Raw genomic sequence first — 12,597 nt, forward strand, 5'->3', positions numbered from 1 at the left:
AGGGCCGGATCAGTCGACTATCGCCGCCTGCCCTACACCCCTGGGGTCACTGGCCGCCTCCACGGTCCCGCCAGCCTTGTCCCAGTACAGCACCTGCTGATTCCCGTATTGGCGCCCGACATCCTTCAGCCGATATCCACGCTCCTCGAGCTGGGCCATCTGCCCAGAACTGAACGTTCCCGGCTCATGCTCCACCACATCCGGCAGGTACTGATGGTGATAGCGCGGCGTCGCCGGCCACTCGGCCACCGGCCGTCCTTCGAGGAACCCCATCACCGACAGCAACACCATGCTCGGAATCCGGCTGCCGCCCGGCGTGCCGAAGCTGGCGAACTGGCTGGGGCTTTCGATGAAGGTCGGGCTCATGCTCGACAAGGGCCGCTTGCCCGCCGCCACCGCGTTGGCCTGGCTGCCGGCCAACCCATAGCTGTTGCTGCCGGTGGGGTCGGCGGCGAAGTCGTCCATCTCGTTGTTCAGCACCACGCCGGTGCCGGGCACGCTGAACGCCGCGCCGAATGGCAGGTTGACCGACAGCGTGGCGGACACGGCATTGCCGTCGGCGTCGATCACCGTGAAGTGGGTGGTGTGGTCGCCTTCGCGCCAGGCCGGTGAAGGGGGCAGGGCGCTGCTGGGGGTGGCCTGGCGCATGTCGATGCTGTCGGCCAGGCCGGTCAGGTACTGGCGCGCCAGCAGGCGGTTGATGGGGTTGGCCACGTAGTCCGGGTCGCCCAGCAGGCCACGGTCGCGGTAGGCGCGGCGCAGCACTTCGATAACATAATGGCTGCGCTGCACCGGTTCGGCGCTCTGCCAGGGCAGGCGCTGGAGCATGGCCAGGCTCTGGGCCAGGGCCACGCCACCGGCCGAGGGCGGTGGACTGCTGATCAGCTCGCGCTGGTCGGCCAGTGGATAGCGCAGCGGCTCGCGCCAGGCGGTTTGGTAGCCGGCGAGGTCATCGAGGGTCCAGACACCGCCGGCCTGACGTACGCCGTCGACCAGGCGGTGGGCCGTCGGGCCACGGTAGAAGCCGTCGCGGCCGTGCTCGGCCATGGCCTGCAGGGTCGCGGCCAGTTCCGGTTGGCGAATCACCGTGCCGAGTGCCGGTACGTCGTTGCCGGCGAGGAACAACCGGGCGCTTTCGGCATTGTCGCGCAGGGCGCTCAGACGCATGGTCGCGCGGTCGCGGTAAATGCGGTCGACGGCAAAGCCCTGGTTGGCCAGGCGGATGGCCGGGGCCAGGCTGTCCTTGAGCGGCAGCTTGCCGTGGGTCGCGGCCAGGTCGGCCAGTGCCTGGGGCAAGCCAGGGATGGCAGCGGCCAATGGGCCGTTGATCGACAATCCTGGTTGGACCTTGCCATTCTTCAGGTACATGTCGGCCCGGGCGGCGGCCGGGGCGCGCTCGCGGGCGTCGAGGAAGGCATAGCGTGGGCTGTCAGCGCTCTCGCGCAGCAGGAAGAACCCGCCGCCGCCAAGGCCGGAGCCGTAGGGTTCGACAACGGCCAGCGTGGCGCCGATGGCCACGGCGGCATCGAAGGCATTGCCGCCCTGCTGCAGGATCTGCCTTGCCGCCGCGGTGGCTTCACCGTGCGGGCTGGCGATCGCCGCCTGGCCTGGCCCGGCGGCCAGGGCGCCATGGGCCAGCAGCGCCAGGAGGGCGCCGAGGGCTGCGTGGCGAAGCGCGGCGACGAACGGCATCAGGCCTTGCCGGTGATCCGGCGGTACTTGGCCATCAGTTCGTCTTCGGTTTCCGGGTGGGCTTCATCGAGGGGGATGCAGTCCACCGGACAGACTTGCTGGCACTGGGGCTCGTCATAGTGGCCGACACACTGGGTGCACAGGTTCGGGTCGATCACGTAGATCTCTTCGCCTTGCGAGATGGCGGCGTTCGGGCACTCGGGTTCGCAGACGTCGCAGTTGATGCAATCGTCGGTGATGATCAGGGACATGGGGACTCCGGCCGGGGCGTTGGGCCCGGGCATGGTTCAAAGCGATGGGCACAATTGTGCCGGATTCGCGCCCGCAGTGCACGCGGGCGCGACATCGTGACCGCGCGGCTTACTTGCGAAAGCGCTCGGTCAGCGCGTCGGCAACGGCAGGGTGGACGAACTTGCTGATATCACCGCCCAACGCGGCGATTTCCCGAACCAATGTCGAAGAAATGAACGAATAGCGCTCGGAGGGCGTAAGGAACAGGCTCTCGACGTCCGGCGCCAGCTGGCGGTTCATGTTGGCCAGTTGGAACTCGTACTCGAAGTCGGATACCGCGCGCAGGCCGCGCAGGAACACGTTGGCGTTCTGCTCCTTGGCGAAATGCGCCAGCAGCGAGGAAAAGCCGATGACTTCGACATTGGGCAGGTGCTTGGTGACCTCGCGGGCCAGCGCTACCCGTTGCTCCAAGGGGAACAGGGGGTTTTTCTTGGGGCTGGCCGCCACGGCGATGATCACATGGTCGAACAGGCGCGAGGCGCGCTCGACCAAGTCGCCATGGCCTTTGGTAATGGGGTCGAAAGTACCCGGGTACAACACTCGGTTCATCGCGTCATCCTGGCTGGAGTGCGTTGGGGAGTCGGATGGTAGCGCAGCGACTGCGCCCGGCCAAGTCGCGTGGCCGGTCGATGGCACTATAGACAGCATGGCTATTGGCTGTCATGCGCTGGGTGCCAGGCGGCCAGCCAGCGCTTCGCTAAGCAGGGCGGTCAAGGCGTAGACCGAAAGCTGCGGGTTGGCGCCGATGCTGGTGGGGAACAGCGAACCGTCGTGGACCGACAGGTTTTCCAGCTGGTGATGCCGGCCCAGGCTGTCGCACACCGCCTGGCGCGGATCCTCGCCCAGGGCGCAGCCGCCCATGACGTGGGCGCTGCCCAGGCGCATGCGAAACAGTTCCAGGGGCAGGCTGTCGATCAACGCCTTGGCCTGCTCCGGGTTATCGACATACCGGGCATCGCCATGCACCGGCAGCACCCGGCGGGCACCGGCGGCGAACTGGATCTGTGCCATGCTGTGCCAGGCCCGGCGCAGCCCGTCGTGAAGGTAGTCGGTGACCGGGTAGTCGAGCACCGGCGAGCCATCGCCACGCAACTCCACCTGGCCGCCGGGGCTGTCCGGGTGGAAACCATCGCGCAGCAGCGCCAGCATCACGTGGGTATGGGGCAGCTCGGCCATGCGCAGGGCATTGTCCTGGCCATGGCCACCGAGCAGGGTGCTAGCCAGGGCCGGGTGCAGCGGCGGGACTTCGAGCTTGTAGCCGACCGGGCCGGCGACGCCGTCCTGCCATTGGAACTGGTCGCTGTAGATCGACTGCGGCGCGCCGTAGTACGGGTCGATCTTCGCCTCGAACTGCGCGGCGCTGAAGTTGACCAGGTGCAGGAAGGTGCGTTTGCCCAGGCGCTGGTGGGGGTCGGGCGCTTCGGAGCGCAGCAGCAGCGCTGGGCTGTTGATGCCGCCCCCGGCCAGTACGTAATGCCGGGCGCGCACCCGCACCTGGCGCCCCGTGGGCTGGATCCCCTGGGCGTCCAGGGCCTGGCATTGCAGGTGGTCGATGCGTTGGCCATCGTGGCTGAAGCGCTCGGCGCGGGCCAGGTAGAGCAATTCGCCGCCTTGCTCGAGAGTGGCCGGAATACTGGTGACCAGCATCGACTGCTTGGCGTTGACCGGGCAGCCCATGCCGCAGTAACCCAGGTTCCAGCAACCGCGCACGTTGCGCGGTATCACCGCCCAGCGCAGGCCGAGCGCCTCGCAGCCGCGACGCAGCACATCGTTGTTGGCATTGGGCGGCATCATCCAGGGGCTGATGCCCAGGTGCTGCTCCATGCGTTCGAACCAGGGTTTCAGGCTGTCGCTGTCCAGGCCCTTGACCCCATGTTCACGGGCCCAGTGCTCCAGGGTCTGCGGCGGCGTGCGAAAACTCGAGGTCCAATTGACCAGGGTGGTGCCGCCCACCGCCCGACCCTGCAGGATGGTAATGGCGCCGTCCTTGCTCAGGCGGCCCAGGCCCTCCTGGTAGAGATCGGCATAGGCTTCGTGCTCCAGCAGGTGGAAGTCGCTGCTGGTCTTCAGCGGGCCCTCCTCGATCAGCAGTACCTTCAGGCCGGCCGCGCTCAGCCGTTCGGCGGTTGTGGCGCCGCCCGCGCCACTGCCGATCACGGCGACGTCGGCTTCCAGGCTCAGGTCCTGCTCAAGGCGCGAGCCATCGTGGGTGATCCAGCCTCGAGCGAGGCCTTGGCGAAACGGGTCGGGCACGGGCATTTGGCGATGCTCTTGTCGGTGGGTCAGATCTTCGGCGGCCCTGGGTAGCCGCAAGCCGCCCAGGCCTCGGGGCGCTCATACCAGGCCATGAGCAGCAGTTGCAGAAGCGAGGCATGGCCCTGGCGCAGCAGGTTCAGCGAACTGTCCCGCCAGCGTTCGAGAAAGCGCTCCAGCTCGCTATCCGTGGCGCTGGCCCAGCCGCCCCAGATACCGGTCAGCGGTCCTCGGGTCAGGGGCAGGGTGAGCACGTCGAACAGTTGCCGGGTCAGCTTGAGCATGGCGGGCGACAGCGCCGCCAGCTTGTGGTCGAGGCTTTGCAGCACCCATTCGGTGGAAGCCTGGGTACCCGCCAGCACGACGGGTACCAGGGCCTGCAGCAGAGGCAGGTCGTCATCGCGCAGGACCTGATAACCGGGCGAGGCCGCCTGTGGCGCACAGCCGACCAGGCTGGTGGCACCCAGAAACAGGCTGGCGCCGAAGCTGAACCTGAGCAGGTCGCGACGATGCATGTGCGCCGGCGCTCAGCGGATGAACAGCTTGTAGACCAGGCGCTGCAAGGCCTTGCCATAGGGCGGGTAGATCGTCTTGGCGGCATTGATGCGCTGCTTGGCCAGCACGGCCTTGGCCTTGCTGAAGGTCAGGAAACCGTCGTGGCCATGGTAGTGGCCCATGCCGGACGGGCCGACGCCGCCGAACGGCAGGTCGTCCTGGGCCACGTGCAGCAGGGTGTCGTTGAGGCAGACGCCACCGGAGTGGGTGTCGCGCAGTACCCGTGCCTGTTCGCCCTTGTCGTAGCCGAAATAGTAGAGCGCCAGGGGTCGGGGACGCTGGTTGATGTAGGCCAGGGCGTCATCCAGACGGTCGTAGGGCACCAGGGGCAGCAACGGGCCGAAGATCTCGTCCTGCATTACCTGCATGCCGTCGTTCACCTGCAACAACAGGTGTGGCGGCAGATGGCGGCCTTGGCGGGGCTCGTCGGGGTAGAGATCGATCACTTGGGCGCCTTGCTCGCGGGCATCGTCGAGCAGGCGGTTGAGGCGAGCGAGCTGGCGCTCGTTGATGATCGCACTGTAGTCGGGGTTATCAGTCAGGCGCGGATAGAAGCGGTGCACGGCGCGCCGGTAAGCCTCGGCGAAGGCGTCCAGGCGCTCGCGGGGCACCAGCACGTAGTCGGGGGCGACGCAGGTCTGGCCGGCATTGAGGGTCTTGCCGAAGGCGATGCGTTCGGCGGCGGTGTCCAACGACACATCGGTTGAGACGATGGCCGGTGACTTGCCGCCCAGCTCAAGGGTCACTGGGGTGAGGTTCTGCGCGGCGGCCAGCATCACATGACGGCCGACGCTGGTGGCCCCGGTGAACAGCAGGTGGTCGAACGGCAGGCGGGCAAAGGCCTGGCCGACTTCCACCTCGCCCAGTACTACACTGACCAGGTCATTGGGGAACACCCGTTCGAGCAGGTCCTTGATGGCCTGTCCGCTGGCGGGCGTGGATTCGCTGAGTTTGAGCATCACCCGGTTGCCGGCGGCCAGGGCGCCGGTCAACGGGCCGATGGCGAGGAACAGCGGGTAGTTCCACGGCACGATGATCCCCACCACTCCCAGTGGCTGGTACTCCACCCGCGCGCTGGCGGGCTGGAAGGCCAGGCCGACCTTGCGCCGCGAGGCGCGCATCCAGCGCCCCAGCTGTTTTTCCGCATCGCGCAGGCCGAGCACCGACGGCATCAGCTCGGCGATCAGGGTCTCGTCGCGGCTGCGGCCGCTGAAGTCGGCGTCGATGGTCGCAATCAGCGTCTCCTGCTCGGCCAGCAGCGCCTCGCGCAGGCTTTTCAGCCACTGCCGACGCTGCGCGGCGGCGGGCATCGGGTTAGCGGCGAAGGCCCGACGCAGGACGTCGAACGTCGCTTGCAGGTCGAGGTCGGATTGCACAGGAGGGAGAACGGCAGGCGAGGTCATGGCGGCTCCGGGGTGGTAAGTGAATAGAGTATATACTCTAATTGGTACGATGGTGCACTATTTTCACCTGGCCGGCGGTGCACCCGACCTGCGGGAAGCCGTAAGATGGGCTCGATCAATCAAGCTGGAGACTGGAGCTGAGCATGGCCCCGCGCATGAAGACCCGAGAGCGCATCGTGCAGAGCAGCCTGGAGCTGTTCAACCAGCAGGGCGAGCGTTGCGTCAGCACCAACCACATTGCCGCGCACATGGAGATCTCGCCCGGCAACCTGTACTACCACTTCCCCAACAAGCAGGCGATCATCGCCGTGCTGTTCAACCAGTACGAAGAGCTGGTCGACAGTTTCCTGCGCCCGCCCCAGGGCCGCATTGCCACCGTCGAGGACAAGCGCTTCTACCTCAAGGCGTTGCTGGCGGCGATGTGGAACTACCGTTTCCTGCACCGCGACCTGGAGCACCTGCTCGACAGCGACCCGGAGCTGGCGGCCCGTTATCGGCGCTTTTCGCGGCGCTGCCTGCTGCAGGGGCAGGCGATCTACCGGGGCTTCGTCGAGGCCGGCATCCTGAGCATGGACGGCCCGCAGATCGAGTCGCTGACTATCAACGCATGGATCGTGCTGACCTCCTGGGTGCGTTTTCTCAGCACCACCCGCGAGCATTGCGCGCACCTGGGTGAAGAAGCGTTCATGCGCGGCGTCTATCAGGTGGTGGTGCTGGAACTGGGGTATGTCACTCCAGACTCGCGTGCCGCGGTGCAGGCGTTGTGCGATGAGTTCCACGTTCCGTTCAACCAGGCCCTGGAGCAGTGACCCGGGGTCTTCGAGCCATTCATCAGGAGATTGTCATGCCCCTTGCGCAACTGATCACCCCGCAACAGCTGGCCGAACGCCTGGAAGCGCCCGGCCTGGTGATCCTCGATTGCCGCTTTGCCCTGGAAGATGTCGACTACGGCCAACGTAGTTATGCCGAGGGGCATATCGCCGGGGCGCATTTCGCCGACCTCGAGCGTGATCTGAGCGGGCCGGTGGTCAAGGGTCGCACCGGTCGTCACCCGCTGCCCGATCCGCAGCGGCTGGTGGAGCGCCTGCGCGAGTGGGGCGTGGACAACGATAGCCAGGTGGTGCTCTACGACGATGGCCCCGGCGCCTTCGCTGCCCGTGCGTGGTGGCTGCTGGCCTGGCTGGGCAAGCGCGATGCGGTGTTCATTCTCGACGGCGGCCTCAAGGCCTGGCACGCCGCCCACCTGCCGTTGAGCCTCGACCCGCCCGCGCGTCGCGAGGGGACGTTCAGTGGCGAGCCGGACATGAAGCTGCTGATCGACGCCACACACCTGGGCAAGCGCCTGAACGATCCGACGCTGACCCTGATCGATGCCCGCGGGTTGCCGCGTTTTCGTGGCGAGGTGGAGCCGATCGACCCGGTGGCCGGGCACATTCCGGGCGCCCAGTGCGCGGCGTTCACCGACAACCTTGGCGCCGACGGGCGTTTCCTGCCGGCCGACACGCTGAAGCAGCGTTTTGCCGAAAAGCTGGCCGGCCGTTCGCCGCAGGACCTGGTGGCCTATTGCGGCTCTGGCGTGACCGCCTGCCACAACCTGTTTGCCCTGGCGCTCGCGGGATATCCGCTGGGGCGGCTGTATGCCGGGTCGTGGAGTGAGTGGATCAACGATCCGCAGCGCGGCGTGGCCACTGGTGAGTAATTCGTGAGGTGGGAGTGGGCCCGGTGATGCTATCGCGGGGCAAGCCCGCTCCCACGAAGCCTTCCCTCAGCCATATTCCTGGATGGAGACTATCGCTCTTCCATCAGCCACTGCGGAATCCGCCGTTCCAGGTAATACCCCGGATTGCGCAGGCTGCCCTCGACGAACCCGACATGGCCACCGCGATTGTGCAGTTCGAACTGCGTCAGTGGCGCCAGTTCGTCGGCAGTCGGCAGGCTGTGACCGAACACGAACGGATCATCGCTGGCATGGATGATCAGCGTCGGCGTGCGGTTTTCTCCCAGGTAATAGCGGCTGGACGCCCGGCGGTAGTAGTCATGGGCATCGCTGAAGCCATTGAGTGGCGCGGTCACCTTGCCGTCGAAGTCCCAGAAGGTGCGCAGGTTGCGCAATGGGCCAAGGCGCTCGAGGGTTGCCAACCCTTCATGGTGACCTTGATTGCGAAAGTGCCGCTGCTTGTCCTTCACGTACGCCATCATCGCGCGCATGAAATGCGCCTGGTAGATCTTCGAAAATCCCAGGCCGATGCGGTCGGCGCACTGGTCCAGGCGAAACGGTACCGACACCGCCACCGCCGCTTCCAGTTGGCTGGACGAGCCACTTTCTCCCAGGTACTTGAGCAGCACATTGCCGCCCAGCGAATAGCCCACGGCATACAGCGGTGCCAGCGGCCGCTGCGCCCGCAGGTGGCGGATGGTCTCGGCCAGGTCTTCGCTGGCCCCGGAGTGGTAGCTGCGCGCCAGCAGGTTGGGCTCGCCCGAGCAGCCGCGCCAGTTCACCGCGACGCTGGCCCAGCCACGCCCCTGCAAGGCCAGTTGCAGGCCTTTGACGTAGGGCGAATTGGACGAGCCGGTGAGGCCATGGAGCACCAGCACCAACGGCGCGTCGGGTTGGTGCGGTCCGTGCCAGTCGAGGTCGAGGAAGTCGCCGTCGGCCAGCCACAGGCGCTCGCGGTTGCGCGGCAGGTCCGGGAGCTTGCGCCAGAGAGGCCCCCACAGTGTCTGCAGGTGAGGGTTTGACAGGCCGGTGGCCGGACGGAAGGTGGCGGTGAGGCTGGGCATGCTGGGCGACTCGTGGTGTGCCTGCCTAGAGTGCCATGAAACACCGCCACTGTACCTGCGCTATTGGTCGGTGCCCGCTCGTTGCCACAACGCGTAGTGCACCTGGCCGGTCTTCTTCTCGCGGTGCAGGCGCCAGTTGCCCGGCATCGGCAGCGAGGAGGGCATGGCTTCGCTTTCGGTGTAGATCCACGCCTGCTCGCGCAGCCACTGGCCCTGCTCCAGCAGGTTGCAGGTGTTGGCCAGCAGGTCCTGGTGGAACGGCGGGTCGAGGAACACCACATCGAACTGCTGTTTGGCCGGGCCTTGCAGGTAGCGCAGGGCGTCGGTCTGCAGGATCTGCCCGCGCGGGCAGCGCAGCAGCTCGAGGTTGTTCTTGAGATTGACGATGGCCGCCGGGTTGCTGTCCAGCGCCACGGCGTTTTCGGCGCCGCGAGACAAGGCCTCCAGCACCAGCGCGCCGCTGCCGGTGAAGGCGTCGAGCACCAGGGCGCCTTCGATATGCGGCGCCAGCCAGTTGAACAGGGTCTCGCGCACGCGGTCAGGCGTCGGCCGCAGGCCTTCGCCTTCCGGCACGGCCAGACGGCGGCTGCGCCACTCGCCGGCGATGATGCGCAGCTGGCCGGGGCCCTTGCTGGCGCCCGGTGCCGGGCGCGCTGGGGTGTTGGGTCTTGCCATTAGTGCTCCGGTACGCCGAGCGGCTGCTCGGCGGGTTTGTCAGTGGGGGCCGGCAGGGGCTGCTGGGCCACCTTCGGGCCGACGGTGACGATCACCAGCTTGTCCGCCGCCAGATGCTTGTTCATGGCGGCCTTGACCTGTTCGACGGTCAGCGCCTGGGATTGCTGCATGAAATCTTCCAGCCAGCTCAGCGGCAAGTTGTAGAAGCCGATCGCGCCCAGTTGGCCGACGATGCTGGCATTGCTGGCGTTGGACAGCGGGAAGCTGCCGGCCAGTTCGCGCTTGGCGTCGTCCAGCTCCTGCTGGGTCGGGCCGCTCTTGAGGTAGTCGGCAAGGATATCCCGGACCAGCTTGAGCGTGCCCTCGCTGAGCTCGGCACGGGTCTGCAGGTTGATCATGAACGGGCCGCGCACCTGCATCGGGCTGAACACCGAGTACACGCCGTAGGTCAGGCCGCGTTTTTCACGCACTTCGCTCATCAGGCGGGTACCGAAGGCGCCGCCACCGAGGATCTGGTTGCCCAGCGACAGGGCCGGCCAGTCCGGATCGTTACGGTCGATGCCCAGCTCGGCCAGCATCAGGTGGGTCTGTTTGGACGGGAAATCGATATGGGTCGCGCCCGGCTTGGGCTCGACCGGTTGCTCGGGCTTGGCCAGGGCCGGGCCCTTGGGCAGGCCGGCGGAGACCTGGGCGGCAATGGCTTCGGCTTCGCCGCGGCTGAGGTCGCCGACCAGGGCGATCACCGCGTTGCCGGCCGCGTAGGCCTTGGCGTGGAAGCCGCGCAGCTGTTCCAGGTTAATGCCGGGGATGGTTTCGGCGGTGCCGTCGCTGGGGCTGGCGTAGGGGTGTTTACCGTAGAGGTTGGCGAACAGGGTCTTGCCGGCGATCTTGCCCGGGTTCTGCTTTTCGTATTCGAAACCGGCCAGCAGCTGGTTCTTGATGCGCTTGAGGGCGTCCTCGGGGAAGGTCGGCTGGCCCACCACCTCGGTGAACAGCTTCAGCGCCGGCTCGCGCTTGTCGCTGGCGCTGAGACTGCGCAGCGACGCCACGGCCATGTCGCGGTACGAACCATTGCCGAAGTCGGCGCCCAGGCCTTCGAAGCCTTCGGCGATGGCGGTGACGTCCTTGCCGGCCACGCCCTCGTTGAGCATGGCGTTGGTCAGGGTGGCCAGGCCCGGGGTGCCGCCGTCTTGACTGCTGCCGGCGGCGAAGGTCACGCGCAGGTCGAACATCGGCAGCTCGCGGGCCTCGACGAACAGCACGCGGGCGCCTTCGGCAGTGGACCAGTGCTGGATGTTCAGCTGGCGCCGGCTGGGGGCCTTGCTGTCCAGTTCGGCCAGCGATTGCAGGGTGTTGGCCGGGCGGGCCGCGGTGTCTGCCTTGCCTTGGCTGTCGGACTGGGCCGGGCGCGCCAGCAGCGCGGCGACAGCCACCACCAGCACGATGATCGCCAAGCCGAACAGGGTGTAGCGCGGTGCGCTGCGATCACTCATGGGCGGACTCCTCGGGCAGTACATGGGCAACGCTCAGGCGTTCGCGGGTGAAATAGGTGCGGGCGGCGGTCTGGATGTCTTCCGGGGTCACGCGCTTGAGGTCGTCGAGCTCGCTGTCGATCAGCTTCCAGGAGAGGCCGACGGTCTCCAGCTGGCCGATGGTGGTGGCCTGGCTGCTGATGGAATCGCGGTCGTAGACCAGGCCGGCGATTACCTGGGCGCGCACGCGCTCGAGTTCCTCGGCGGTCGGCGGCGTGGTCTTAAGCTCGTCGAGCAGCTGCCAGATGCCTTTTTCCACCTCGGCCAGGGTCTTGTGCTTCTGCACGTTGGGCGTGGCCGAGATCATGAACAGGCTGTCACCGCGGGTGAAGGCGTTGTAGCTGGACGAGGCACCGGCCACCAGTTCCTGGCCGCGCTCCAGGCGCGCCGGCATGCGGGCACTGTAGCCGCCGTCGAGCAGGGCCGAGATCAGGCGCAGGGCGTTGACGCTGCGCGGGTCCTTGGCCGTGGCCAGGGCGGGCACATTAAAGCCGTAGACCAGGCTGGGCAGTTGCGTGCGCAGGTGCAGAGTGAGCTGGCGCAGGCCTGGCTCGGCCAGTTCCAGCGGCAGCTTGCTGGGTGGCACGGCGCGCTTGGGGATCGGGCCGAAGTATTTCTGCGCGAGGGCTTTCACCTCGTCGGGCTTGACGTCGCCGACCACCACCAGGGTGGCGTTGTTCGGCGCGTACCAGGACTCGTACCAGTGGCGCAGTTCCTCGACCTTCATGCGCTCGAGGTCGGCCATCCAGCCGATGGTCGGGGTGTGGTAGCCGCTGGCCGGGTACGCCATGGCGCGGAACAGCTCGAAGGCCTTGGCGTTGGGCTGGTCGTCGGTGCGCAGGCGGCGCTCTTCCTTGATCACCTCGATCTCGCGGCTGAACTCGTCGGCTGGCAGGCGCAGGCTGGCCAGGCGGTCGGCTTCCAGCTCGAAGGCCACCGGCAGGCGGTCACGGGCCAGCACCTGGTAGTAGGCGGTGTAGTCGTCGCTGGTGAAGGCGTTCTCCTCGGCGCCGAGATCGCGCAGGATGCGCGAGGCTTCGCCGGGGGCGAGCTTGGCGCTGCCTTTGAACATCATGTGCTCAAGGGCATGGGACAGGCCGGTCTGACCCGGCGTCTCGTAGCTGGAGCCGACCTTGTACCAGATCTGCGAAACCACTACCGGCGCACGGTGGTCCTCGCGCACGACCACTTTCAGGCCGTTGTCGAGAATGAATTCGTGGGTGGGTTGCACATCGGCGGCGAAGGCCGCCAGCGGCAGGCACAGCGTGCCGAGCAACAGGCCAGCGGCGCGGCGGGCTAGAGCATTCATACGGTGTTCAACCTGTTCGGCGGCCCGCTTGGGTTTAGCGTCGGCGGGCCAGGAGGTGCTAGGATACTGATCCGGTTGCCTGGCGACCATGCCTGTCGCCGTTCTG

The 12,597-nt window shown here is 67.0% G+C and carries 12 protein-coding genes; 2 read left to right on the forward strand and 10 right to left on the reverse strand.

Translation table 11 applies throughout. The annotated features are described in order from the left end of the window. Nucleotides 1-9: 9 nt before the first annotated feature. The 6 genes from ggt to CC207_RS09645 form a co-directional block, all read right to left on the reverse strand. Nucleotides 10-1,692, reverse strand: a complete 1,683-nt coding sequence (ggt, locus tag CC207_RS09620) for a gamma-glutamyltransferase (RefSeq protein ID WP_088852009.1) — start codon at nucleotides 1,690-1,692, stop codon at nucleotides 10-12. Further along, nucleotides 1,692-1,943 (reverse strand): YfhL family 4Fe-4S dicluster ferredoxin, encoded by a 252-nt coding sequence (locus CC207_RS09625; RefSeq protein WP_011531711.1) that lies wholly within the window; start codon nucleotides 1,941-1,943, stop codon nucleotides 1,692-1,694. Before CC207_RS09625 ends, ggt begins: the two co-directional genes overlap by 1 nt. 109 nt (nucleotides 1,944-2,052) lie before the next feature. Then, the gene (coaD, locus tag CC207_RS09630; RefSeq protein WP_028689146.1) at nucleotides 2,053-2,532 is read right to left on the reverse strand and encodes a pantetheine-phosphate adenylyltransferase; all 480 of its coding nucleotides are present in this window, start codon (nucleotides 2,530-2,532) and stop codon (nucleotides 2,053-2,055) included. A gap of 111 nt (nucleotides 2,533-2,643) precedes the next feature. After that, entirely contained in the window at nucleotides 2,644-4,242 is a 1,599-nt protein-coding gene (locus CC207_RS09635) for a GMC family oxidoreductase (protein ID WP_069016523.1), read from the reverse strand. Nucleotides 4,243-4,265: 23 nt separating this feature from the next. Then, complete coding sequence (locus CC207_RS09640) at nucleotides 4,266-4,751, reverse strand: hypothetical protein (protein ID WP_028689144.1); 486 nt, start codon at nucleotides 4,749-4,751, stop codon at nucleotides 4,266-4,268. Nucleotides 4,752-4,763: 12 nt separating this feature from the next. After that, the gene (locus CC207_RS09645) at nucleotides 4,764-6,194 is read right to left on the reverse strand and encodes a coniferyl aldehyde dehydrogenase (RefSeq protein WP_062362805.1); all 1,431 of its coding nucleotides are present in this window, start codon (nucleotides 6,192-6,194) and stop codon (nucleotides 4,764-4,766) included. Between the two features lie 143 nt (nucleotides 6,195-6,337). Here CC207_RS09645 and CC207_RS09650 point away from each other — a divergent pair, with 143 nt between their 5' ends. Both CC207_RS09650 and CC207_RS09655 read left to right on the forward strand, forming a co-directional pair. Beyond that, nucleotides 6,338-7,003, forward strand: coding sequence for a TetR/AcrR family transcriptional regulator (locus CC207_RS09650; RefSeq protein ID WP_028689142.1), 666 nt, complete (start codon nucleotides 6,338-6,340; stop codon nucleotides 7,001-7,003). 35 nt (nucleotides 7,004-7,038) lie between these two features. Further along, the gene (locus tag CC207_RS09655; RefSeq protein ID WP_028689141.1) at nucleotides 7,039-7,893 is read left to right on the forward strand and encodes a sulfurtransferase; all 855 of its coding nucleotides are present in this window, start codon (nucleotides 7,039-7,041) and stop codon (nucleotides 7,891-7,893) included. Between the two features lie 89 nt (nucleotides 7,894-7,982). Here the strand turns inward: CC207_RS09655 and CC207_RS09660 are convergent, their stop codons facing one another. From CC207_RS09660 to CC207_RS09675, 4 genes are read right to left on the reverse strand one after another with little or no spacing between them, the layout of a single operon-like run. Continuing rightward, nucleotides 7,983-8,975 (reverse strand): hydrolase, encoded by a 993-nt coding sequence (locus CC207_RS09660; RefSeq protein ID WP_028689140.1) that lies wholly within the window; start codon nucleotides 8,973-8,975, stop codon nucleotides 7,983-7,985. 60 nt (nucleotides 8,976-9,035) lie between these two features. Beyond that, nucleotides 9,036-9,650, reverse strand: coding sequence for a 16S rRNA (guanine(966)-N(2))-methyltransferase RsmD (gene rsmD, locus CC207_RS09665; RefSeq protein ID WP_028689139.1), 615 nt, complete (start codon nucleotides 9,648-9,650; stop codon nucleotides 9,036-9,038). Continuing rightward, nucleotides 9,650-11,143 carry a pitrilysin family protein gene (locus tag CC207_RS09670; protein WP_088852010.1) on the reverse strand — a complete coding sequence of 498 codons (1,494 nt, stop codon included), beginning with the start codon at nucleotides 11,141-11,143 and terminating at the stop codon, nucleotides 9,650-9,652. The genes rsmD and CC207_RS09670 overlap by 1 nt, the downstream gene beginning before the upstream one ends. Beyond that, nucleotides 11,136-12,491, reverse strand: coding sequence for a pitrilysin family protein (locus tag CC207_RS09675; protein ID WP_069016527.1), 1,356 nt, complete (start codon nucleotides 12,489-12,491; stop codon nucleotides 11,136-11,138). Before CC207_RS09675 ends, CC207_RS09670 begins: the two co-directional genes overlap by 8 nt. Nucleotides 12,492-12,597: the final 106 nt, after the last annotated feature.

It is taken from the genome of Pseudomonas sp. DrBHI1 (assembly GCF_002205115.1).
Taxonomy (GTDB): Bacteria; Pseudomonadota; Gammaproteobacteria; order Pseudomonadales; family Pseudomonadaceae; genus Aquipseudomonas; species Aquipseudomonas mosselii.